This window comes from Pseudomonas sp. BN414 (genome assembly GCF_029871275.1).
Taxonomy (GTDB): domain Bacteria; phylum Pseudomonadota; class Gammaproteobacteria; order Pseudomonadales; family Pseudomonadaceae; genus Metapseudomonas; species Metapseudomonas resinovorans_C.
The window spans coordinates 79,478-101,261 of sequence record NZ_SSOL01000072.1 but is presented as its reverse complement, the minus strand read 5'-3'; the positions used below and the strand labels follow the sequence as shown (position 1 = coordinate 101,261).

At 63.5% G+C, this 21,784-nt stretch carries 22 protein-coding genes; 7 read left to right on the top strand and 15 right to left on the bottom strand.

The window, feature by feature from the left end:
• The 11 genes from E8E95_RS19885 to E8E95_RS19835 form a co-directional block, all read right to left on the bottom strand.
• Complete coding sequence (locus E8E95_RS19885) at positions 1–753, bottom strand: GntR family transcriptional regulator (RefSeq protein WP_280353167.1); 753 nt, start codon at positions 751–753, stop codon at positions 1–3.
• 81 nt (positions 754–834) lie between these two features.
• Complete coding sequence (locus tag E8E95_RS19880; protein ID WP_280353164.1) at positions 835–1,224, bottom strand: carboxymuconolactone decarboxylase family protein; 390 nt, start codon at positions 1,222–1,224, stop codon at positions 835–837.
• A gap of 137 nt (positions 1,225–1,361) precedes the next feature.
• On the bottom strand, positions 1,362–1,847 hold the full coding sequence (locus E8E95_RS19875; protein WP_280353161.1) for a flavin reductase family protein: 486 nt from the start codon (positions 1,845–1,847) through the stop codon (positions 1,362–1,364).
• A gap of 12 nt (positions 1,848–1,859) precedes the next feature.
• Positions 1,860–3,341, bottom strand: coding sequence for an aldehyde dehydrogenase (locus E8E95_RS19870; RefSeq protein WP_280353159.1), 1,482 nt, complete (start codon positions 3,339–3,341; stop codon positions 1,860–1,862).
• Positions 3,338–4,171, bottom strand: a complete 834-nt coding sequence (locus E8E95_RS19865; RefSeq protein WP_280353156.1) for an alpha/beta fold hydrolase — start codon at positions 4,169–4,171, stop codon at positions 3,338–3,340. Before E8E95_RS19865 ends, E8E95_RS19870 begins: the two co-directional genes overlap by 4 nt.
• A gap of 26 nt (positions 4,172–4,197) precedes the next feature.
• Positions 4,198–4,788 carry an amino acid synthesis family protein gene (locus tag E8E95_RS19860; RefSeq protein ID WP_069082639.1) on the bottom strand — a complete coding sequence of 197 codons (591 nt, stop codon included), beginning with the start codon at positions 4,786–4,788 and terminating at the stop codon, positions 4,198–4,200.
• 419 nt (positions 4,789–5,207) lie between these two features.
• Positions 5,208–6,563, bottom strand: coding sequence for a cytosine permease (locus tag E8E95_RS19855; RefSeq protein ID WP_280353149.1), 1,356 nt, complete (start codon positions 6,561–6,563; stop codon positions 5,208–5,210).
• A gap of 5 nt (positions 6,564–6,568) precedes the next feature.
• Positions 6,569–7,255 (bottom strand): isochorismatase family cysteine hydrolase, encoded by a 687-nt coding sequence (locus E8E95_RS19850; RefSeq protein ID WP_280353109.1) that lies wholly within the window; start codon positions 7,253–7,255, stop codon positions 6,569–6,571.
• Positions 7,256–7,380: 125 nt separating this feature from the next.
• On the bottom strand, positions 7,381–7,539 hold the full coding sequence (locus E8E95_RS19845) for a hypothetical protein (RefSeq protein WP_280353107.1): 159 nt from the start codon (positions 7,537–7,539) through the stop codon (positions 7,381–7,383).
• Between the two features lie 69 nt (positions 7,540–7,608).
• Positions 7,609–8,652 (bottom strand): LLM class flavin-dependent oxidoreductase, encoded by a 1,044-nt coding sequence (locus E8E95_RS19840; RefSeq protein ID WP_280353105.1) that lies wholly within the window; start codon positions 8,650–8,652, stop codon positions 7,609–7,611.
• 819 nt (positions 8,653–9,471) lie between these two features.
• Entirely contained in the window at positions 9,472–9,957 is a 486-nt protein-coding gene (locus E8E95_RS19835; protein WP_280353103.1) for a flavin reductase family protein, read from the bottom strand.
• Between the two features lie 350 nt (positions 9,958–10,307).
• Here E8E95_RS19835 and E8E95_RS19830 point away from each other — a divergent pair, with 350 nt between their 5' ends.
• The 3 genes from E8E95_RS19830 (at position 10,308) to E8E95_RS19820 (ending at position 14,202) form a co-directional block, all read left to right on the top strand.
• On the top strand, positions 10,308–11,705 hold the full coding sequence (locus tag E8E95_RS19830) for a cytosine permease (protein ID WP_280353100.1): 1,398 nt from the start codon (positions 10,308–10,310) through the stop codon (positions 11,703–11,705).
• A gap of 158 nt (positions 11,706–11,863) precedes the next feature.
• On the top strand, positions 11,864–12,688 hold the full coding sequence (gene ppk2 / locus E8E95_RS19825; RefSeq protein WP_280353098.1) for a polyphosphate kinase 2: 825 nt from the start codon (positions 11,864–11,866) through the stop codon (positions 12,686–12,688).
• Between the two features lie 35 nt (positions 12,689–12,723).
• Positions 12,724–14,202 carry a lytic transglycosylase F gene (locus tag E8E95_RS19820; protein WP_280353096.1) on the top strand — a complete coding sequence of 493 codons (1,479 nt, stop codon included), beginning with the start codon at positions 12,724–12,726 and terminating at the stop codon, positions 14,200–14,202.
• Between the two features lies 1 nt (position 14,203).
• Here the strand turns inward: E8E95_RS19820 and E8E95_RS19815 are convergent, their stop codons facing one another.
• From E8E95_RS19815 to E8E95_RS19805, 3 genes are all read right to left on the bottom strand, one after another.
• Entirely contained in the window at positions 14,204–14,521 is a 318-nt protein-coding gene (locus E8E95_RS19815) for a heavy metal-binding domain-containing protein (protein ID WP_280353094.1), read from the bottom strand.
• Positions 14,522–14,718: 197 nt separating this feature from the next.
• Positions 14,719–15,144: an organic hydroperoxide resistance protein gene (locus E8E95_RS19810; RefSeq protein WP_151132280.1), complete on the bottom strand. Its 426-nt coding sequence runs from the start codon at positions 15,142–15,144 to the stop codon at positions 14,719–14,721.
• Between the two features lie 62 nt (positions 15,145–15,206).
• A complete protein-coding gene (locus E8E95_RS19805) occupies positions 15,207–15,332 on the bottom strand; it encodes a hypothetical protein (protein ID WP_280353092.1) in 126 nt (41 codons plus the stop codon).
• Positions 15,333–15,695: 363 nt separating this feature from the next.
• Between E8E95_RS19805 and edd the strand changes: the two genes are divergently transcribed.
• Complete coding sequence (gene edd / locus E8E95_RS19800; protein WP_280353089.1) at positions 15,696–17,522, top strand: phosphogluconate dehydratase; 1,827 nt, start codon at positions 15,696–15,698, stop codon at positions 17,520–17,522.
• Positions 17,519–18,472 carry a glucokinase gene (locus E8E95_RS19795; protein ID WP_280353086.1) on the top strand — a complete coding sequence of 318 codons (954 nt, stop codon included), beginning with the start codon at positions 17,519–17,521 and terminating at the stop codon, positions 18,470–18,472. The genes edd and E8E95_RS19795 overlap by 4 nt, the downstream gene beginning before the upstream one ends.
• An 82-nt stretch (positions 18,473–18,554) precedes the next feature.
• On the opposite strand, the gene E8E95_RS19790 is transcribed toward E8E95_RS19795, so the two are convergent.
• A complete protein-coding gene (locus E8E95_RS19790) occupies positions 18,555–19,421 on the bottom strand; it encodes a MurR/RpiR family transcriptional regulator (protein WP_179059391.1) in 867 nt (288 codons plus the stop codon).
• A gap of 182 nt (positions 19,422–19,603) precedes the next feature.
• Here E8E95_RS19790 and zwf point away from each other — a divergent pair, with 182 nt between their 5' ends.
• On the top strand, positions 19,604–21,073 hold the full coding sequence (gene zwf / locus E8E95_RS19785) for a glucose-6-phosphate dehydrogenase (protein WP_280353083.1): 1,470 nt from the start codon (positions 19,604–19,606) through the stop codon (positions 21,071–21,073).
• Complete coding sequence (gene pgl / locus E8E95_RS19780; RefSeq protein ID WP_280353081.1) at positions 21,060–21,773, top strand: 6-phosphogluconolactonase; 714 nt, start codon at positions 21,060–21,062, stop codon at positions 21,771–21,773. The genes zwf and pgl overlap by 14 nt, the downstream gene beginning before the upstream one ends.
• Positions 21,774–21,784: the final 11 nt, after the last annotated feature.

The following is a 21,784-nucleotide window of genomic DNA, read 5'->3' as shown; positions in this document are numbered from 1 at the left end:
TCAGCGCCCTATGCGCGGCTCTTTGAGGGCGATCGGGTTGGCGATGTCGCGCACCTTGCCCGGTTCGTCCTGCTTGGACTTGAGGTAGTCCAGGGCCACCTTGGCGGCGGCGCGGACATGGTCCACCGAAGCCTGGTGGGCGGCCAGCGGGTCGCCGCTCTTGATGGCTTCGACGATGCGTTCCATTTCCTTGTTGCTGGCGCCGCGACGGTTCTCCTGGGACACGGAGGTGGCGCGCAGGTAGCTGATGCGGGCCTGCAACTGGCGCAGCTGGGTGGCGGCGATGTGGTTGCCGGAGCCTTCCAGCAGCACGTCGTAGAAGCCCTGGACCGACTCCAGCACCTGCTGCAGGTCACCTTCCTCGAGGGCCTCGCGGTTTTCCGCCAGGGCCTTCTCCAGGGCGCGGATGTCCTTGGCCTTGGCGTTGAGGGTGAAGAGCTGGACGATCAGGCCTTCGAGCACGCAACGCAGCTCGTAGATATCGCAGGCGTCTTCGAGGGTGATGATGGCCACGCGCGGACCCTTGGCATCGGCGAACTCCACCAGGCCTTCCGATTCCAGGTGACGCAGGGCCTCGCGTACCGAGGTGCGGCTGACGCCCAGACGGTCGCAGAGGTCGCGTTCCACCAGGCGGTCGCCGGGCAGCAGCTGGAAGTTCATGATGGCGCCCCGCAGCTTGTCGAGGACGATCTCGCGCAGGGTGACGGGATTGCGGTTGACCTTGAAGCTGTCGTCGAGGGGCAAGCGTTTCATGTGGTCCGCTCTGGTTATGGCTGTCCGTAGGAGAAACGAAGGAGCACCACGGGGTGCTCCATCATCAGGTGGTGCCGGCGGTCAACCCTGTGCCTCTGCGTCGGCCTCGGCGAAGGCTTCGCGGGCGATGCGGAAGCTGTCGACTGCCGCCGGCACACCGCAGTAGATGCCGACTTGCAGAAGGATTTCGCGGATCTGCTCGCGGGTCAGGCCGTTACGCAGGGCACCGCGAACATGCAGCTTCAGCTCGTGGGGGCGGTTGAGCGCCGAAATCATCGCCAAGTTTATCATGCTGCGTTCTTTCAGCGATAAGCCCTCCCGGCCCCAGACGTGGCCCCAGCAGTACTCGGTGACCAGCTCCTGCAGCGGGCGGGTGAAGTCGTCGGCGTTCTGGATCGACTTGTTCACATAGGCCTCGCCCAGCACCTGGGTGCGGATTTCCAGGCCCTTTTCGTACTTCTCGTTGCTCATCGTGGGCTCCTTTTTGCTGTAGGAGCTGGCTTGCCAGCGAAGGCTCCTGGAGCAGGTTCGCGAGCAAGCTCGCTCCTACACGTGCGAATAAAAAAGGGCCGCTGTCGAGAGTGGCGAGCAGCGGCCCTGAAGGTGACTCAGGAAATCTCCGGCAGGGCGCCGAGCTTGCCCTTGTGGTAGACCATCGGCGTGACCTCGTCGGTGGGCAGGATCAGGTTCTTCACCGCCCCAACGATAATCGCGTGGTCACCGCCGTCGTACTCGCGCCACAGCTCGCACTCGATGATCGCGGTGGCCTTGGTCAGCAGCGGATTGCCCAGCTCGCTCAGTTGCCAGTCGATGCCTTTGGCCTTGTCCTTGCCCTTCTTGGCGAACGCGTAGGCTTCGGCCTGTTGGTCGGCACAGAGCAGGTGGATGGCGAACTGCTTGCTGTCGCGCAGGATCGGATAGGTATCCGAGGCGTAATTGGGGCAGAACAGCACCAGGGCCGGGTCGATGGACAGGGCACTGAAGGCGCTGGCGGTGATGCCGACGATGTCCCCTTCGGCGTCCAGGGTGGTGACCACCGTGACGCCGGAGGGGAAGGAGCCCATCACTTCTTTGTAGATGCCGGGTTCGATCATGGTGGTACCCTCTCAGCGCATCACGAAGGGGTCTGGCATGGGGGCCTGCGAGAGGTTGATCCACACCGTTTTCAGCTCGGTGTAGGCCAGCACCGAATCGATGCCGCTCTCGCGGCCATAGCCGCTGTTGTGGAAACCGCCGATGGGCGCCATGGCCGAAACCGCGCGGTAGGTGTTGACCCAGATGATCCCGCTGCGAACGTCACGGGCCATGCGGTGGGCACGGCCCAGGTCGCGGGTCCAGATGCCGGCGGCGAGGCCGAACTGGGAGTCGTTGGCGATGGCCAGGGCTTCTGCCTCGTCCTTGAAGCGGATGACCGAAGCCACCGGGCCGAAGACTTCTTCCTGCATGATCTTCATCGAGTTGCTGTCGCACTCGAACAACGTCGGCTCGTAGTACCAGCCCTGCTCATCGATTGCCGGACGCTTGCCGCCCATGCGCAGGCGCGCACCTTCGGCGAGGGCGTCGGCCACCAGGCCTTCGACCACGGCGAGTTGCTGCGCGGTGGCCATGGGGCCCATCTCGCTGCTCTCGTCCTGCGGGTTGCCGATGCGGATGCGCTGGGCGCGGGCCACGAGGCGCGCGACGAACTCGTCGTAGATCTCGTCCTGCACCAGCAGGCGCGAACCGGCCACGCAGCTCTGCCCGGAGGCAGCGTAGATGCCGGCCACGGCGCCGTTGATGGCGCTGTCCAGGTCGGCGTCGGCGAAGATGATGTTGGGCGACTTGCCGCCCAGCTCCAGCGACAGCTTGGCGAAGTTCTCCGCGCTGCTGCGCACCACGTGGCGGGCGGTGGCGGCGCCGCCGGTGAAGGCGATCTTGCGCACCAGCGGATGACGGGTCAGTGCCGCGCCGGTGCTCGGGCCGAAACCGGTGACCACGTTGACCACGCCCGCCGGGATGCCGGCTTCAAGGGCCAGGCGTGCCAGTTCGAGGATGGTCGCCGAGGCATGCTCGGAAGGCTTGAGGACGATGGTGTTGCCGGCGGCGAGCGCCGGGGCCAGCTTGATCGCAGTCAGGTAGAGCGGGCTGTTCCACGGGATGATCCCGGCGACCACGCCCAGCGGCTCGTGCACGGTGTAGGCGAACAGCTCGGGCTTATCCAGCGGCAGGGTGCCGCCTTCCAGCTTGTCCGCGAGGCCGGCGGTGTAGTGGAAGAATTCCGGCAGGTAGCCGACCTGGCCGCGGGTTTCGCGGATCAGCTTGCCGTTGTCGCGGCTTTCCAGCTGGGCTAGGTGTTCCTTGTTCTCGGCAATCAGGTCACCCAGGCGGCGCAGCAGCTTGCCCCGCGCGGTGGCGGAAAGGCCGCGCCAGGCCGGGTTCATGAAGGCCTTCTGGGCCGCCTGCACGGCACGCTCGACATCCGCCTCGTCGGCATCGGGCAGTTCCGCCCAGGGCGCGGCGAGTGCCGGGTTGAGGCTTTCGAAGGTCTTGCCGGACAGCGCATCGACCCACTGGCCGTCGATGCACATCTGGAAGCGTGCGAGCGTCATGCGACGATCCCCTTTGCTTGGTTCTGTAAGGTCTGCGCCTGCTGGAGAAAATCCAGCAGCATCTGGTTGATCAGACGCGGCGACTCCACCGGCATCATGTGCCGTTGCTCGTCGAGCACAGCCACCTGGGCGCCGGGAATGCGCTCGGCCAGTTGCCGAGCCATTTCGGGCGTCGAGCCCGGGTCCAGTTCGCCAGTGGCGACCAGGGTCGGCACCTTGATGTCGCCGAGGTCATCCACGCGGTACATGTCCTGGGTGGCGAACAGCTCATAGGTAGTCAGATAGCCCTGCGGATCGTTGCTGGCAAGGGTCTGGCGGATGGCGGCGATCTGCGCCGGGTTGGCCGCCTGGTACTCGCGGCTGAACCAGCGCGACAGGGCCGCTTCGGCGTTGGCGTCCGGGCCGTGTTCGGCGGCCTGGCGGGTGCGTTCGATCACCCCGGCGCGCTGTTCGGCGCTGCGGTTGAACACGCTGTTGAGAATCACCAGCCCTTCAATCTGCTGCGGGTGGTGCAGGGCGAATGCCCGCGCCACCAGGCCACCCATGGAGAAGCCGATCACGGTGGCCCGCTCCAGTTTCAGGTGTTCCAGCAGTTCGCGCAGCTGCTCGGCGTAACCGACCAGCCCGGTGCCCGATTCCGGACGCGGGCTGGCGCCGTGGCCGAGCATGTCGTAGGCGATGACCTGGAACTGCGGGGCCAGGCCAACGATCTGGCCGCCCCACATTTCCTTGTTCAGGCCGACACCGTGGATCAGTACCACGGGGTGGCCTTGGCCGGTCGCCAGATAGCTGGTGCCGGCCGGTGTGCGTTCAGCGGTAAGCCGAATCATGGATCGCTCCTGCACGGGCCTTGGGATTACTGGGCCTGCTCGGCGGCCAGCTCTTCCAGATCGATGTAGCGGTTGCCGATGCGCGGGTGCAGGCGGCCACCATCTGCAGCGCCCAGCACGACGATGATTTCGTCGGCACGCGGTGCGTCTTCGATCTGCATTTCAAGGGTGATGTAGTGGGAGCGCAGGCCCTCGTCGTCCTTGTGCATCATCGGGATCTGGATCGAGGTGCCCGGGCCGCCACGCTTGTTGGTGAAGCTCAGGTAGCTCTTGGCGTTCACTGCCTGGCGGTAGTGGTTGCCGAAGCGCAGGGTGTGGATAACCGCGGAAGCGTGTTCGATTTCACCGTCGGCGCCGACTACGGCGGCCTTGCCATAGGCCTCGATCTTCGCGGCACCGCCGATGGCGGCGGTCAGGCGCTCGACCATCATCGCGCCGAGGTCGGAGCAGTTGGCCTTGATCTCGGGCTTGAGGTCTTCGACGAAGCCACGGCCAAGCCACGGGTTCTTGATCACCACGGCCAGGCCCACCATGGTCACCGGTTTGTCGGTGGCCTTGCCGCCTTCGATGAAGGTCTCTTCCACGTAGCTGACGATCTTGCGAATTTCGAAGCTCATTGGGCTCTCCTGGTTTGGGAAATCTCTTGCTGTCTGATGGTATACCATAATATTGAATATGCAAGAGTCAGCCGCCGGGAGAGGGTGGGCCTCGGCGACGGAAGGTCATCTGGAGAAGGGGAGAACCCAGGAATGCCGCGCCATGGGGGCGGCAGAAGGGGCGCGAAGGATACGGGAAAATATGGAATACCGTAATACGAGATTCCGTGGAGGTAGAGCTGTGGGGGTGAATTCATTCGCTAACCGGACAGCAGGTCCGGCCGGGAGATTTTCTCGGGGGACGCTGCGCGCCCTTTCGCGAATGAATTCGCCCCCACAAGGAGCATGGGGCATTCGTAGGTTGTGGCTGAGCTACGCGAAGCCCAACGGATAGGACGTTGGGCCTCGTTCCTCGGACCAACCTACGGCCTGCCTACGAGTTACAACAGCTGGAGATCGCGCGCGAGGTTGCGCCGCATCGCCCCGTAATAGGTCAGCGCCGGCACAAGCAGACCCACCACCCAGGCCAGGTCGACGCCGTCCAGCGCGTTGGCGATGGGGCCGACATAAAGGGTGGTGTTCATGAACGGAATCTCCAACAGGATCGCCAGCAGGAAACTGCCGCAGGCCGCCAGGTTGACCCGGCCGTAGCGGCCGTCGAGGTCGAAGATGTCCGGCACGCAGTAGTCGCCTTTCCTCAGGCAGTAGTAGTCCACCAGGTTGATGGCGGTCCACGGGATGAGGAAGTAGCTCATGAAGAAGATGAAGTTCAGGAAATAGCTGATGAAGTCTTCCTGGCTGATGGTGCACAAGGCGGTGGCGAGCATGCTGATGGCCAGCATGAACAGGCCCCGTACGCGTGGCGTCACCCGCAGGCGGGCGAAGGGTTCGATCACCGTGACCGTGGACATGAAGGCGCCATAGAGGTTGAACACGTTGATCGCCACCTGGCCGTAGAGGATGAAGGCGAACAGCGGCAAGGCGGCGCTACCGAACATCAGGGCGAGGTGACTGCCGACGTTATCGGAGAAACCGCCGATGGCCACGCTCAGCATCGCCCCGAGGATCATCATCCAGGCCCCGCCGGCCACGGTGCCGGCATAGCTGAACCAGAACACCCGCGACATCGGCGTGTTGCTCGGTAGGTAGCGCGAGTAGTCGGCGACGTAGGGGGCATAGGAGAGCTGCCAGGTAACCGCGATGCTCACCGCCACCATGAACTTGGCCAGCGAGAACCCCACCGGTGACCACTGCCCCTCAGGCACCGGCAGGCCCAGGGCCAGGGCGGTGGCGACCAGGAACACCAGCACCGAGAGCAGCGATAGCAGCTTCTGCAACCGATGGATCAGGCGATAGCCATAGAGTGCCACCACGAAGCACAGCGCCCCGATCAGGTAGATGTTGGCGTCGCCGCCCAGCGGGCTCACCGACTCGATGGCCTGGGCCGCCAGCAAGGTGTTGCTGACGAAGAAGCCCAGGTAGATGAGCATCACGAACAGCAGCGGCAGCACGGCACCGATCACGCCGAACTGGGCGCGGCTCTGGATCATCTGCGGGATGCCCAGCTTCGGCCCCTGGGCCGAGTGCGAGGCCATGAAGACGGCACCGATCAGCGAGCCGAGGAGGATCGCCATAGCACTCCAGAACAGGTTCAGGCCGATCACCACGGGTAGCACGCCGGAGGCGATGGTGGTGATGTTCATGTTGGCGCCGAACCAGATGTAGAACAGCGACCCTGGCTTGCCATGGCGTTCGTGTTCGGGGATGAAATCGATGCTTCTTTTCTCGACGTGCATGGCGATTACTCCTGGTCACGGCGCTGCAGGCCGAGGGCAGCGTGCAGGCGGGCAATGGTGGCGACGAACTGCTCGGGGCGGTGGGCGAACTGGTCCGGTTCGCTTGGGCGGCAGGACTGGTGCGGCTGGCCGTCGAGGGCCTTGAGGTACTGCGCGGTGGAGAAGAACTCGATCGCGTAGACCCAGTTGGCCAGGATCAGCAGGGCGGCGTTATGTGCCGCGTCCGTGGTGCTGGTGCAGGCGTCGGCGATGAGGTCGACGCCGTAGCCCAGGGCGAAGGCGTCCAGCACCGTGGCCAGCACGCAGGCGTCCGTGAGCACGCCACTGACTACCAGCCGGCGTACGCCCAGTTGGCGGAGCTGCTGGTGAAGGTCGGTGCGGTGGAAGGCGCTGTAGCGCGGCTTGTCGATCACCCGGTCGCCGGGGCGTGGTGACAGGCGCTCGATGATCGCCACCTGGCGAGTGCCGGCGCAGTAGCTGAGCGGGCGGCCGGTGGGGTCCAGCGGTTCGCCGGGCGGCAGGTCGCTGCCGTCCGCCGCGTTAATGTGGCGGGTGTAAAAGATGGGGATGCCTGCATGTCGGGTCGCGTCCAGCAGGCGGGCGCTGTTGTGGATAACCTGATCGAAGCCATGCAGGGGGAAACCATCTTCCTGCTGCATGTCGATGACGAGGAAAGCTCTGTCTGTGTTCATGAGCAACTCTTGTTGTTGTTCGGCCATGAGTGCGCGGCGACAGGCAGCATCGATCGGGCGCACGGAGGCACCTCGGTCGAGCGGCGAAACGTCGGACGCGGGCGAATTTCAGCGTTGAGAGTTGCTTAGCGGACTATCTGCCAGAAGCCGTTCTGCTTGGCAGTGACGGAGGAGCGCAGGCGTTTGAGGAAGAGATGGGCGGGCATCCACTTGCCGCGCAGGTAGGCCATGGCGGCCCCGGGCAGTGGGTTGCGGGAGCAGAGGGTGATGCCAGTCTTGTACATGGCGTTCGACCACCTGTGGGTGAGTGAAAGGCGGCCGGATCGCCCGACCCGGCCGCCTTGCGGCATCTGTCAGCGGAACGCCGGCACCACGTGTTTGATGAAGAGCTCCAGGGATTTCTTCTTCTCGGCGTGGGACAGGCTGTTATCTGCCCAGAAGCTGAACTCGTCAACGCCCAGTTCCTGGTAGTGGCGAATCCGCGCGATCACTTCTTCCGGGGTACCGATCATGGTGTTCTTGTGGATGTTCTCCAGTTCGAATTCCGGGCGGTCCTTGAACTTCTCTTCCGGGCTCGGCTGGAGGATGCCGTTGACCGGGGTTTCCTTGTTGCCGAACCAGGCGTCGAAGGTGCGGTAGAAGCGCGAGATGGCCTTGGCCCCGACTTTCCAGCCTTCCGGGTCGTCTGCGCTGTGCACGTGGGTGTGACGCAGCACCATCAGTTGCGGACGCGGCACGTCCGGATTGTTGGCCAGGGCGGCCTCGAACTTGTTCTTCAGGTCCACCACTTCCTCGTCACCCTTCATCAGCGGAGTGACCATCACGTTGCAGCCGTTGGCCACGGCGAAGTTGTGGGAGTCCGGGTCGCGGGCGGCGATCCAGATCGGCGGGGTCGGCTTCTGGATCGGACGCGGCGAGGAGGTGGACGTGGGGAACTTCCAGATTTCTCCGTCGTGGGCGACATCGCCCTGCCACAGGGCCTTCACCACCGGCACCATTTCACGCAGCGCCTGGCCGCCGCTGGTGGCGGGCATGCCGCCGGCCATGCGGTCGAACTCGTACTGGTAAGCGCCACGGGCCAGACCCACTTCCATGCGGCCGTTGCTGATCACGTCCAGCAGCGCGCACTCACCGGCGACGCGGATGGGGTGCCAGAAGGGCGCGATGATGGTGCCGGCGCCGAGGCGAATGGTGCTGGTGCGAGCGGCGAGGTAGGAGAGCAGCGGCATGGGGCTCGGCGAGATGGTGTACTCCATCGCATGGTGCTCGCCGATCCAAACGGTGCTGAAACCGCCGGCCTCGGCCATCAGCGTCAGCTCGGTCAGATCTTCGAACAGCTGGCGGTGGCTGACCTGCTCGTCGTAGCGCTCCATGTGCACGAACAAAGAGAATTTCATGTCGCTTACCTCGAACCTTTTTCTGCGTGGCCACGGAGCGGCCGCTGCGGTGGGGTGACGCCGCCAGGGGCCTTCTGACCTGCTCGGCGGATTGCTGGATATTGGTATACCATAATACGGAATATCTGCAAGGTCTTTCCGCCAGAACAACCTTGCCGTGGGCATCGCTGTTGGGCTTCGCTGCGCTCAGCCCAACCTACGGCAGGACTGCGTCCTGCTTGGCGAATGAATTCGCCCCTACAGGAAGAGCGTCGGATTCGCTCGTCGGCACGACCTTCCCGTAGGTTGGCGCAGAGCGAAGCGAAGCCCAACGGACGGAGTGTCCCCAGACGTTGGGCCTCGTTCCTCGGCACCGACCTACGGCAGGACTACGTCCTGCATGGCGAATGAATTCGCCGCCCCTACAGGAAGAGCGTCGGATTCGCTCGTCGGCACGACCTTTCCGTAGGTTGGTGCAGAGCGAAGCGAAGCCCAACGGACGGAGTGTCCGCAGGCGTTGGGCCTCGTTCCTCGGACCAACCTACGGCAGGACTACGTCCTGCATGGCGAATGAATTCGCCCCCACAGGAAGAGCGTTGGATTCCCTCGTCGGCACGACCTTTTCGTAGGTTGGTGCAGAGTGAAGCGAAGCCCAACGGACGGAGTGTCCGCAGGCGTTGGGCCTCGTTCCTCGGCACCGACCTACGGCAGGACTACGTCCTGCTTGGCGAATGAATTCGCCCCCACAAAAGCTTTGCCCCGCCGTAATTCTCCCGATTCGCAGGCAAAAAAAAGCCCCCAATCAAGGGGGCGGGAATCAAAGCACACATCAACTTGATGTCAGGCGAAGGCCTGCAGCGCGCCCATCTTGCCGCGGCAGTAGATCATCGGGATCACGTCCTGCTCGGGAACGATGAGGTTCTTCACCGCACCCACCAGGATGGCGTGGTCGCCGCCTTCGTATTCGCGCCACAGCTCGCATTCGATGATGGCGGTGGCATTGGCCAGGATCGGGTTGCCCAATTCGCTCAGGGTCCAGTCGATGCCCTGGGCCTTGTCCTTGCCTTTCTTCGCGAAGGCATAAGCCTCGTCGCGTTGGTCGGCGGAAAGCAGGTGGATGGCGAAGCGCTTGCTCTTGATCAGCACCGGGTAGGAATCGGAGCTGTAGTTGGGGCAGAACAGCACCAGGGCCGGGTCCATGGACAGGGAGCTGAAGGCGCTGGCGGTCAGTCCGACGATCTGCCCGTCGTCATCCAGGGTGGTGATGACAGTGACGCCGGAAGGGAAGGAGCCCATGACTTGTTTGTAGGCATTGGTGTCGATCATTTCGGGGTACCTATCGGGAGCAAGTGGCTGCGACCGGCAGCGCATCTGCGTCTGATGGTATACCGTAATACTTTCAATGCAAGTGGAATTTTTCGGGGCTTTCTCTTTGCCCGACGAACGTTGTCAGGTGCTCTGTAAGCCGCTGAGTACGGGCCATTGGCAAGATGTGGTGGATCGATTCAGCTGCTCAAAAGCGTATTTTCAGTACAGTTTGACGTCCAAAAAAGCCTTGTCTGAGTCTTGGAATACCATAATATGGTGTTCGTTATCGGGCGGCCGCCGCCTAAGTCACAGCTCCCGATTGCGCCCCTTCGTGGCTTTTCTACAAAGACAATAAGCAAGGCAAGACGATGTCCGAGAATTCCCAGCAGACGCTGATCGAGAACCATACCGTCGACTATGTCCCGCCCGCCGAGCGTCACGGCAAGGCCCGTGACCTGTTCACGCTCTGGTTCAGCACCAATATCGCTCCACTGCCGATCGTCACCGGGGCCATGGTGGTCCAGGTGTTCCACCTCGACCTGCTCTGGGGCCTGCTGGCCATCGTGCTGGGACACATGATCGGTGGTGTCTTCATCGCCCTGGCCTCCGCCCAGGGGCCGCAGATGGGCATCCCGCAGATGGTCCAGAGTCGCGGCCAGTTCGGTCGTTACGGGGCGCTACTGATCGTGCTGTTCGCGGCGGTCATCTATGTCGGCTTCTTTATTTCCAACATTGTCCTGGCCGGCGAGTCGATTCATGGCATCGCCCCTGCCGTGCCACTGCCAGCGGCGATCATCATCGGCGCCATCAGCGCGACAGCCATTGGCGTGATCGGCTACCGCTTCATCCACACCCTCAACCGCATTGGTACCTGGGTGATGGGCGGCGCGCTGCTGGCCGGCTTCATCACCATCTTCTGCAGCGAGCTGCCGGCGGACTTCTTCGGCCGTGGCGCGTTCAACCTGTCGGGCTTTCTGGCGACCATCTGCCTGGGAATCATCTGGCAACTGAGCTTCTCGCCCTACGTCTCGGACTACTCGCGCTATCTGCCCGCCACCATCGGCATCGCCAAACCGTTCTGGGCCACCTATTTCGGCGCCTGCCTGGGCACCATCCTGTCCTTCAGCTTCGGCGCGGTAGCCGTGCTGGCGACCCCGGAAGGCACCGAGGCCATGGCAGCCGTCAAACAGGCCACCGGTGTGCTGGGTCCGGTGCTGATGGTGCTGTTCCTGCTCAACATCATCAGCCACAACGCCCTCAACCTGTACGGCGCGGTACTGTCCATCGTCACCTCGATCCAGACCTTCGCTGGCGCCTGGACGCCGAGCATCCGCGTGCGGGTAATCCTGTCCGCCGTGGTGCTGGCCGGCTGCTGCGTCATGGCGCTGGGCGCCTCGGCCAACTTCATCTCCCACTTCATTGGGCTGATCCTGGCGCTGCTGCTGGTCCTGGTGCCCTGGGCCACCATCAACCTGGTGGACTTCTACCTGATCAAGCGTGGTCGCTACGACATTTCGTCGATCTTCCAGGCCGACGGCGGCATCTACGGGCGTTTCAACCCGCACGCCATCACCGCCTACTTCATCGGCATCCTGGTGCAACTGCCGTTCGCCAACACTGCGCTCTATGCCGGGCCCTATGCCAACTACATCGACGGCGTAGACCTCTCCTGGCTGGCCGGTTTGCTGGTGACCGCGCCGCTCTACTACTGCCTGGCCACCCGCAGCAAAGCGGAACCGACTGCAGACCTCAGCCTGGCCGAATGACCGCTTGAGGTAGCCCATCAGCAACGCCCCGACCTGCCCGGCAGGTCGGGGCGTTGTGCTTTCCGGGGAGCTGCCGACGGAGAGTGAGCAGACGCCCCTGCAAGTCGCCAGCCGTCAGCTAGCTTTTACTGATCACGTCCACAACAACGGAGAAGGTCATGGCGAAGGGCAAGAAGAAGGCGTCCGGAAAAGAAGCGGCGGAACAGGAAAGCCTGGGGCGCAAGGAGTACGAGAGCGAGCTCAAGCGCCTGCATGTGGAGCTGGTGAAGCTCCAGCAGTGGGTCGTAGCCGAAGGGCTCAAGGTCTGCGTCATCTTCGAGGGACGCGACGGAGCGGGTAAGGGGGGGACCATCAAGGCCATCACCGAACGGGTCAGTCCCCGGGTATTTCGTGTAGTAGCGCTACCGGCGCCGACCGAGCGGGAAAAATCCCAGATGTACATACAGCGCTATCTTCCGCATATGCCGGCGGCCGGTGAAGTCGTGATATTCGACCGCAGCTGGTACAACCGCGCCGGTGTCGAGCGGGTCATGGGCTTCTGCACCGAGGAGCAAACGCACAAGTTCCTCACGGTCGCGCCGCTGTTCGAGAAGTTGATGGTCGAGTCCGGAATCATCCTGCTCAAATACTGGCTGGAGGTGAGCGCCGAGGAACAGACCCGCCGGCTCAAGGACCGTATCGACGACGGGCGCAAGATCTGGAAGCTGTCGCCCATGGACCTCAAGTCATATGCACGCTGGGACGACTACACCCGTGCCCGCGACGACATGTTCGCCGCCACCGATTCGTCCTGGGCGCCCTGGTACATGGCGAATTCGGAGGACAAGCGGCGGGTGCGGCTGAACATCATTACCCACCTGATCAAGCAGATCCCTTACAAGGACCTGACCCGCGATCAGAAAGTTGAGCTGCCCAAGCGCGGCAAACTGGGCAAGTACAAGTCGGCGTCTTATCCATTCCGGATGATCGAGGAAGTCTTCTGATTCTTACCGCCCCATGGCGGTGAAGGCGGTGTGTCATGAGGTCGCTGCATTTCCTGCGGCTGATGCTGGTGTTGACCGTGTTGATGCTGGCGCGGGGAGCCTGGGCTGAGGAGCTCCCCAGCGCGGAGCTGAGCAAGGCCGAGGAGGCTGAGGTCGATGCCTTGGTGCTTCCTTTACCCAAGGCCTGGAAAGGGGACTTCGATGGCATGCGCGAGCGGCGCCTGGTGCGCATCCTGGTGCCCTACAGCAAGACCTTCTTCGCGGTGGATCGGGGACGCCAGCGGGGCATCGCCTACGAGATCGGCAAGGCGCTGGAGACCTGGCTGAACAAGAAACACCCCAACAAGAACAAGTCCTTGCAGTGGCGTGTCGCGTTCATTCCGGTCGGTCGCGGCGAACTGCTTTCCAAACTCGTCGAAGGGGAGGGGGACATTGCCGCTGGCGGTCTGTCGATCACCGACAAACGCCAGCAGATGGTGGACTTCACCGCCCCCTTCGCCAGTGGGGTGCGTGAAGTGGTGGTCACCGGGCCGAAGAGCGTGACGATCGAGAAGCTGGATGACCTCGCAGGCAAGGAGGTGATGGTGCGGCCATCCAGCAGCTACTACGAGCACCTGATCGAACTCAATGCCAGTTTCCGGGAAAAGGGACTGGAGCCCATCGTGATCAAGCCGGCGGACGAGAACCTGGAGTCCGAGGACCTGCTGGAGATGGTCAACGCCGGCTTGATCAACGCGGTAGTGGTAGACCGCTACATCGCCGAGACCTGGAAGAGCGTGCTCGTCGACCTGGATATCCATGTGGACATGCCCGTCCGCGACGATATCCAGCTCGCCTGGGCGATCCGCAAGGAGAGCCCGCAGCTCCTCAAGGCTCTGGATGGGTTCGTCAAGACTCACAAGCTGGGGACCACCTTCGGCAACAGCCTGCGCAACAAGTACGTGAAGAACAGCAAGGAGCTCTTCGACGCCACCGATGAGGAGGAGTTGAAGCGCTTCGCCGCGCTGGTTGGCATTTTCGAGAAGCACGCCGGCACTTACGACTTCGATTACCTGATGCTCATGGCGCAGGGATTCCAGGAGTCCCAGCTCAATCAGGAGGCGCGCAGCCATCGTGGTGCGGTAGGGGTGATGCAACTGCTGCCCAGCACCGCCGCCGACCCGAGCGTGGCCATCGAGGAAATCGACAAGAGCGCTGACCGCAACATCGAGGCCGGCAGCAAGTACATGCGCCTGCTGGCCGACAAGTACCTGAACGATCCCGAGCTGACGCCGCTCAACCGTACCCTGATGACCTTCGCTGCCTACAACGCGGGGCCGGGAAACTTGCGCAAGTTCCGCCGCCTGGCGGAGAAGTCCGGCCTGGACAAGAACGTCTGGTTCGGCAACGTCGAGCACGCCGCCGCGCGCCTGGTCGGGCGCGAGACGGTCGATTACGTGGGCAACATCTACAAGTACTACGTGGCCTACAAGCTCGCCCGTGACAAGGAGATGGCGAAGGCCCGGAAGTCCTGACTCAGATGCTCACGGCGGTGCCGCTGATGCTCACCATCAACATGCTGCCGTTCTGGCCGACCACCTCGTAGTCGATATCGATGCCGACCACTGCGTTGGCACCGAGCTTTTCGGCGCGCTCGGACAATTCCTCGAAGGCGATTTCACGGGCCTTGGCCAGTTCCTTCTCATAGGCGCCGGAGCGGCCGCCGATGATGTCGCGGATTCCGGCGAACAGGTCACGGAACACGTTGGCGCCGAGAATGGCTTCGCCGACCACGATGCCTTTGTACTCGCGAATGGCCCGGCCTTCGAGGGTGGGGGTGGTGGAGAGGATCATGTGGCACTCCTTGGCTGGTTTGAAGTGCGTTCAGTGTAGGGGGTGATTTCGACTGGAACTGTGTAGGAGCGAGCTTGCTCGCGAAAGATTGAGCGCACGATGTTCGCGAGCAAGCTCGCTCCTACAACTCGATTTCTGGGCAATAAAAAAGAACGGGCACCCCATTTCGGGATGCCCGTCCTCGTTTTTTGCGCGACTCAGACCAGGGTCAGCGTCACGTCGATGTTGCCGCGGGTGGCGTTGGAGTAGGGGCACACGATGTGGGCCTTGTCCACGATGGCGCGGGCTTCTTCACGGTCCAGGCCGGGGATGTCGATACGCAACTCCACCTCGATGCCGAAGCCGGTGGGGATGGCGCCGATGCCCACGATGCCTTCGATGGAGGTATCGGCCGGCAGCTTGTGCTTGTCGCGGGCAGCGACGAATTTCAGCGCGCCGAGGAAGCAGGCCGAGTAGCCGGCTGCGAACAGTTGCTCGGGGTTGGTGCCTTCGCCGCCGGCGCCGCCCAGCTCGCGCGGGGTGGTCAGGCTGACGTCGAGTACGCCGTCGGAGGAGATGGCGCGGCCGTCACGGCCGCCGGTGGCTTCTGCGTAGGCGCGGTAGAGAACGTTTTCGATGCTCATGATGGTTTCCTTTTCAGTCGGTATGGGTTGCGTGGTGTGCGTGGGTGGTCGGGTTATCTGGATCAGCCGTCGTGGTTGATCAGCCATTCCGGGTACAGCGCGCCGCTGCGGCGGCTGTCCGGCTTGGCATCAGCGAAGCTGGCGGAGGAAAACGCGAGGACGGCAGTGAAGGTGATCAGGGCTTTCATGGCGATTCTCCGGTGTTGGTTTGTTCGTTAATATTTTGCGCACTAAGTTATTTGATGAGGCAGAAGTTAATGTTGAATTATTTTGTGCGCAAGATAATTTTTAGAGCGTTTCGCGCTAATCCAATATCGCTTCAGGCATAAGCGTCTGGAATGGGCCTTCGACGAGATAGGTGACGCAGTAGGACGGCGTTATGCTGCGCGCCGCCGGCCCGCCTGGTGGTCTATATGAATGGCAAGGCCCCTTCTTAGGCTTTGTTGTTGTAACAACAAAATATTTGGCGCTTCTTAGTGAAATTTGCGCGGCGATGAACGTACTGTGGTTTCTATCAATACAAATCCCGCCCGCTATCTGGAGTCGAATCCATGCATCCCCGCGTACTTGAAGTAACCCGGCGCCTGGTGGAACGCAGCCGCGCAACCCGCGAGCGCTACCTGGCGATGATCCAGAAGGCGGCCAGCGATGGCCCGCAGCGCGGCAAGCTGCAGTGCGCCAACTTCGCCCATGGAGTGGCCGGTTGCGGCGGCAGTGACAAGCAGCGCCTGCGCCTGATGGATTCGGCCAACGTCGCGATCGTCACCGCCTACAACGACATGCTCTCGGCCCACCAGCCCTATGAGGACTACCCGGAAAGAATCCGCCAGGCCCTGCGCGATATCGGTTCGGTAGGACAGGTGGCCGGCGGGGTTCCGGCGATGTGCGACGGGGTCACCCAGGGCGAGCCGGGCATGGAACTGGGCATCGCCAGTCGCGAGGTGATCGCCATGTCCACCGCCGTCGCGCTGTCCCACAACATGTTCGACGCGGCACTGTTCCTCGGTATCTGCGACAAGATCGTCCCCGGCCTGATGATGGGCGCGCTGCGCTTCGGCCATCTGCCGTCGATCTTCGTCCCCGCCGGCCCGATGCCGTCAGGCCTCTCCAACAAGGAGAAGGCTGAGGTGCGCCAGCGCTATGCCGAGGGCAAGGCCAGCCGCGACGAACTGCTGGAATCGGAAATGCGGGCCTACCACAGCCCCGGTACCTGTACCTTCTACGGCACCGCCAATACCAACCAGATGCTCATGGAAGTGATGGGCCTGCACCTGCCGGGCGCATCCTTCGTCAATCCGAACACGCCATTGCGCGAGGCCCTGACCGTGGAAGCGGCGCACCAGGTAACGCGCCTGACGAAGCAAGGCGGGCAGTTCATGCCCATCGGCGAGATAGTCGACGAGCGCGTGCTGATCAACGCCATCGTGGCCCTGCACGCCACCGGCGGTTCCACCAATCACACCCTGCACATTCCGGCCATTGCCCAGGCCGCCGGCATCCAGTTGACCTGGCAGGACATGGCTGATCTTTCCGAGGTGGTGCCGACCCTGGCCCACGTCTATCCGAACGGCAAGGCCGATATCAATCACTTCCACGCGGCGGGCGGCGTGGCCTTCCTGGTGCGCGAATTGCTCGATGCCGGCCTGCTCCATGAAGACGTCAACACAGTCGCGGGCCCCGGTCTGCGTCGCTACACCCAGGAGCCTTTCCTCGAGGAGGGGGAATTGGTCTGGCGCGAAGGTTCGGGCAAGAGTCTCGATGACAACATCCTGCGCCCGGTGGCGCGCCCGTTCTCGCCGGAGGGCGGGCTACGGGTCATGGAAGGCAATCTGGGGCGCGGCGTGATGAAGGTTTCCGCAGTGGCCCCCGAACACCAGGTGGTGGAGGCTCCGGCGCGAGTCTTCCACGACCAGCAGGCGCTTGCCGACGCCTTCAAGGCGGGCGAACTGGACCGCGACCTGGTGGCGGTGATGCGCTTCCAGGGGCCGCGCAGCAATGGCATGCCCGAACTACACAAGATGACGCCCTTCCTCGGCGTGCTGCAGGACCGTGGCTACAAGGTGGCGCTGGTCACTGACGGGCGCATGTCCGGCGCCTCGGGCAAGATTCCCGCCGCCATCCACGTCTGTCCGGAGGCCTTCGACGGCGGCCCGCTGGCACGTGTGCGCGATGGTGATCTGATTCGCGTGGATGGCACCACCGGCACCCTGAAAGTGCTGGTGGACGCCGCCGAATTCGCGTCGCGCGAGCTGGCGCCGTGGGACCTGGAACCCAACATCGGTACCGGCCGCGAACTCTTTGCCTTCATGCGCGAATCCTTCAGCACGGCAGAGCAGGGCGCCAGCGCCTTCACTCGCAATCTCACGAGCCTCACGTGAAGCTGGCGCTGGTCGGCGACATCGGCGGTACCAATGCCCGCTTCGCCCTGTGGCGTGAGCAGAAGCTGGAGTCGGTGCGCGTGCTCGCCACGGCCGACTTCGCCGGGCCGGAAGAGGCCATCAGGCATTACCTTGCCAGCCTTGGATGTGCGCCAGGCGATATCGGCACCTTGTGCCTGGCCGTGGCCGGGCCGGTGGATGGCGAGCATTTTTGCTTCACCAACAATCACTGGAAGCTCGACCGCTCTGCGCTCTGTCGGGCCTTGCTGGTGGACGAGCTGTTGCTGATCAACGATTTCTCCGCCATGGCGCTGGGCATGACCCGCCTGCACGCGCACGAAAAACTGCAGGTCTGCCCGGGCGTTGCCCGTCCGGATTGCCCGGCGGTGGTGATCGGTCCGGGAACCGGCCTTGGCGTCGGTATCTTGCTGCCGCTGGGCGAGGGGCGCTGGAAAGCGTTGCCGGGGGAGGGCGGCCATGTCGACCTGCCCATCGGCAATTTGCGCGAGGCAACCCTGTGGCAGCAGTTGCATGGCCAACTCGGCCACGTCAGTGCGGAAAGCGTGCTCAGTGGCAATGGCTTGCTGCAGCTCTATCGCGCCGTCTGCGCAGTGGATGGCCATGCGCCCCGTCTGGCGTCACCCGCCGAAGTGAGCGCGGCGGCGTTGGCGGGTGAGCCAATCGCCGAAGACGTGCTGGAGCTGTTCTGCAGTTGGCTCGGCCGGGTCACCAGCAACATCGTGCTGACCCTTGGCGGCCGTGGTGGCGTTTACATCGTCGGCGGCATGGTCCCGCGCTTCGCAGCATTCTTCCAGCAGAGCGGCTTCGCCCGCGCCTTTGCCGACAAGGGCCGCATGAGCGGTTACGTCGAAGGCATCCCAGTGTGGCTGGTGACCGCTGAACATCCCGGCCTGGAAGGGGCGGGCGTTGCACTCCAGCAGAGATCCTGATGTTCCCTGGTAGGTTGGGCAGAGCGCAGCGAAGCCCAACAGGGAGGCAGGCCGGAAATGTTGGGCTTCGCTTAGCTCAGCCTCAACCTACGGACGGTTCGTCATCCGCCGGGTAGCGGCTGGCATTGAGGCTCTCTTTGATCTTGCGCAGGTGCGGCTGGAAGTCGACACCACGGCGCAGGGTCATGCCGGTGGCGAGGACGTCGAGTACCGTGAGCTGGATGATGCGCGAGGTCATCGGCATGTAGATGTCGGTGTCTTCCGGCAGCGGGATGTTCAGGCTCAAGGTGCAGGCCCTAGCCAGCGGCGAGCCGGCGGCGGTGAGGCCGAGTACCGAGGCGCCGTTCTGTCGTGCCAGACGCGCGACTTCCACCAGTTCGCGGGTGCGGCCGGTGTAGGAAATAATCACGAACAGATCGCCCGTGTGAGCCACCGAGGCCAGCATGCGCTGCATCAGCACATCGGAATGGGCGGACACGGCGAGGTTGAAGCGGAAGAACTTGTGCTGGGCGTCCAGCGCCACCGAGGACGAGGCGCCCAGGCCGAAGAAGTGGATCTGCCGCGCCTGGATCATCAGGTCCACGGCGCGGCTGATCAGCTGTGCGTCGAGGCTTTGCAGGGCGCTGTCCAGGGAGGCGATGGCACTGCCGAAGATCTTTCGCGTGTAGGCCTCGGGGCCATCGTCGGCGGCAACCGCCTGGCTTACGTAGGCGGCACCGCTGGCCAGACTCTGGGCCAGCTGCATCTTCAGTTCCGGATAGCCGTTGACGCCGAACGAGCGGCAGAAGCGGTTCACCGTGGGCTCACTGACCTTGGCCGACTGGGCCAGCGCCGCGATGCTGTAGCGCGTGGCCTGTTGCGGGTCGCGGAGGATGACTTCGGCGACCTTGCGCTCGGCCTTGTTGAGTTCGTCGAGGCGATTCTGGATCTGCTCCAGCAGGTTGTGCACGCGGTCCATTGGGTTTCCTGGAAAGGGGCCTGCAAGCGGTGGCCTATCGTACTGAGCGTACCCAGGGGGAGCCACCGCAATCTCGGGTGTCGATAAATGTAGTTTTATTACTACATTTTGTCTTGCTGCGAGGCAGGGCTGGGTGTATTCATAGGCTCATGTTTGATAGAAGAACAAATATCATGGCCTCACAACCAGTCGAACCCTGCACCCTAGCCTTGTTCGGCGGCCTGGGTGACCTGGCACTGCGCAAGCTGTTCCCCGCGCTCTATCAACTGGATCGTGCCGGCCTCCTGCCGGCCGATACGCGCATCCTCGCCCTGGGGCGAGACAGTGGCGACCCTGCTTTGCACATCGCCGCCATCGACGAGCAATTGCGCCAGCGCGTCCCGTCCGGTGATCTTGAGCAGGAAGCCTTGCGGCGCTTCCTCGCGCGCCTCGACTACCTGTCCATGAACTTCTTCGACGAAGAGGCCTACCCGAAGCTGGCCGAGCGCGTCGGCCCGGTGTCTCAGTTGATCGCGTATTTCGCCACGCCAGCGTCGGTGTATGGCGCCATCTGCGCCGGCCTGGCTGCTGCAGGATTGGCCGAACGCACCCGCGTCGTGCTGGAGAAGCCCATCGGCCACGACCTGGAGTCGTCGCGGGTGGTGAACAACGCCGTAGCGGCGCACTTCCCGGAAGACCGCACCTACCGGATCGACCACTACCTGGGCAAGGAGACCGTGCAGAACCTGATCGCACTGCGCTTCGCCAACAGCCTGTTCGAGACCCAGTGGAACCAGCACCACATCTCCCACGTGGAGATCACCGTGGCCGAGCAGGTGGGCATCGAGGGTCGCTGGGGCTATTTCGATGAAGCCGGGCAACTGCGCGACATGATCCAGAACCACCTGTTGCAGCTGCTCTGCCTGATCGCCATGGACCCGCCCAGTGATCTCTCCGCCGACAGCATCCGCGATGAAAAGGTGAAGGTGCTCAAGGCGCTGGCGCCCATCGGCGTCGAACAACTCAGCCAGCAGGTCGTGCGCGGCCAGTACGTGGCTGGAAACATCCTCGGCAAGCCGGTTCCCGGCTACCTGGAGGAAGACAACGCCAACACCCACAGCGACACCGAAACCTTCGTCGCCTTGCGTGCGGAAATCCGCAACTGGCGCTGGTCCGGCGTGCCCTTCTACCTGCGTACCGGCAAGCGCATGCCGCAGAAGCTTTCGCAGATCGTCATACACTTCAAGGAACCGCCGCACTACATCTTCGCCCCCGAGCAGCGGCCGCTGATCAGCAACCGCCTGGTTATCCGCCTGCAGCCGGACGAGGGCATTTCCCTGCAGGTGATGACCAAGGAACAGGGCCTGGACAAAGGCATGAAGCTGCGTAGCGATCCGCTGCAGCTGAGCTTCTCCAACACCTACCGCAGCGCGCGGATTCCGGACGCCTACGAACGGCTGCTGCTGGAAGTGATGAAGGGCAACCAGAACCTCTTCGTGCGCAAGGATGAAATCGAGTACGCCTGGACCTGGTGCGACCGGCTGATTGCCGGCTGGCGGCAGCAGGGCGACGCACCCAAGCCCTACGCGGCGGGAACCTGGGGGCCGGTGGCCTCCATCGCATTGATCACCCGTGAGGGCAGGAGTTGGTATGGCGATCTGTAATCTCGACCTGCCGCCGCAGGTCACCGGGCTCGGTCTCGGCAGCCCGGAACAACTGGCCGGAGAGCTGGCCATCACCGTCGCCAACGCCCTGCGCGATGCCGTCGACACCCGTGGCTCCGCCGTGCTGGTGGTCTCCGGTGGCCGCAGCCCGGTGGCGTTCTTCGAGCGGCTTTCCGCAGAGGAATTGGATTGGTCGAAGGTGACCGTCAGCCTCGCTGATGAGCGCTTCGTGCCGGTCAGTCATACCGATAGCAACGAAGGCCTGGTACGTCGGCACCTCTTGCGCGGAGCTGCTGCCGATGCGCAGTTGCTCGGTCTTTACCGCAGTGCGCCGAGTCTCGATGAGGCGGCGCGCCTGTCCGACGAGGCCCTGGCCGAGCTGGGCGCCATCGACGTGCTGGTGCTCGGCATGGGCGAGGACGGTCACACCGCATCGCTGTTCCCCGGCAGCCCGAACCTGGAACAGGCGCTGCGCAGCGATTGCCCGCAGCGTTGCCTGCCGATGCTGGCACCCAGCGTGCCGCGGCAGCGCCTGACGCTGACGCTGCCGCTGCTGCACAGTGCCCACCTGACACTGCTGGCGGTGCAGGGCCAGGCCAAGCTGGCCACCCTGGCCGACGCGCTGGCGGGCGAAGACGTGGCGGCAATGCCGATCCGCGCCTTCCTCCGTCGTCCACTGGAAATCCACTGGTGCCCTTGAGCCCGAAGGAA

What these genes read in the sequence shown, in the direction of transcription:
- E8E95_RS19885 (WP_280353167.1), bottom strand. Translation starts at nt 753, where the DNA reads ATGAAACGCTTGCCCCTCGACGACAGCTTCAAGGTCAACCGCAATCCC.
- E8E95_RS19880 (WP_280353164.1), bottom strand. Translation starts at nt 1,224, where the DNA reads ATGAGCAACGAGAAGTACGAAAAGGGCCTGGAAATCCGCACCCAGGTG.
- E8E95_RS19875 (WP_280353161.1), bottom strand. Translation starts at nt 1,847, where the DNA reads ATGATCGAACCCGGCATCTACAAAGAAGTGATGGGCTCCTTCCCCTCC.
- E8E95_RS19870 (WP_280353159.1), bottom strand. Translation starts at nt 3,341, where the DNA reads ATGACGCTCGCACGCTTCCAGATGTGCATCGACGGCCAGTGGGTCGAT.
- E8E95_RS19865 (WP_280353156.1), bottom strand. Translation starts at nt 4,171, where the DNA reads ATGATTCGGCTTACCGCTGAACGCACACCGGCCGGCACCAGCTATCTG.
- E8E95_RS19860 (WP_069082639.1), bottom strand. Translation starts at nt 4,788, where the DNA reads ATGAGCTTCGAAATTCGCAAGATCGTCAGCTACGTGGAAGAGACCTTC.
- E8E95_RS19855 (WP_280353149.1), bottom strand. Translation starts at nt 6,563, where the DNA reads ATGCACGTCGAGAAAAGAAGCATCGATTTCATCCCCGAACACGAACGC.
- E8E95_RS19850 (WP_280353109.1), bottom strand. Translation starts at nt 7,255, where the DNA reads ATGAACACAGACAGAGCTTTCCTCGTCATCGACATGCAGCAGGAAGAT.
- E8E95_RS19845 (WP_280353107.1), bottom strand. Translation starts at nt 7,539, where the DNA reads ATGTACAAGACTGGCATCACCCTCTGCTCCCGCAACCCACTGCCCGGG.
- E8E95_RS19840 (WP_280353105.1), bottom strand. Translation starts at nt 8,652, where the DNA reads ATGAAATTCTCTTTGTTCGTGCACATGGAGCGCTACGACGAGCAGGTC.
- E8E95_RS19835 (WP_280353103.1), bottom strand. Translation starts at nt 9,957, where the DNA reads ATGATCGACACCAATGCCTACAAACAAGTCATGGGCTCCTTCCCTTCC.
- E8E95_RS19830 (WP_280353100.1), top strand. Translation starts at nt 10,308, where the DNA reads ATGTCCGAGAATTCCCAGCAGACGCTGATCGAGAACCATACCGTCGAC.
- ppk2 (WP_280353098.1), top strand. Translation starts at nt 11,864, where the DNA reads ATGGCGAAGGGCAAGAAGAAGGCGTCCGGAAAAGAAGCGGCGGAACAG.
- E8E95_RS19820 (WP_280353096.1), top strand. Translation starts at nt 12,724, where the DNA reads ATGAGGTCGCTGCATTTCCTGCGGCTGATGCTGGTGTTGACCGTGTTG.
- E8E95_RS19815 (WP_280353094.1), bottom strand. Translation starts at nt 14,521, where the DNA reads ATGATCCTCTCCACCACCCCCACCCTCGAAGGCCGGGCCATTCGCGAG.
- E8E95_RS19810 (WP_151132280.1), bottom strand. Translation starts at nt 15,144, where the DNA reads ATGAGCATCGAAAACGTTCTCTACCGCGCCTACGCAGAAGCCACCGGC.
- E8E95_RS19805 (WP_280353092.1), bottom strand. Translation starts at nt 15,332, where the DNA reads ATGAAAGCCCTGATCACCTTCACTGCCGTCCTCGCGTTTTCCTCCGCC.
- edd (WP_280353089.1), top strand. Translation starts at nt 15,696, where the DNA reads ATGCATCCCCGCGTACTTGAAGTAACCCGGCGCCTGGTGGAACGCAGC.
- zwf (WP_280353083.1), top strand. Translation starts at nt 19,604, where the DNA reads ATGGCCTCACAACCAGTCGAACCCTGCACCCTAGCCTTGTTCGGCGGC.
- pgl (WP_280353081.1), top strand. Translation starts at nt 21,060, where the DNA reads ATGGCGATCTGTAATCTCGACCTGCCGCCGCAGGTCACCGGGCTCGGT.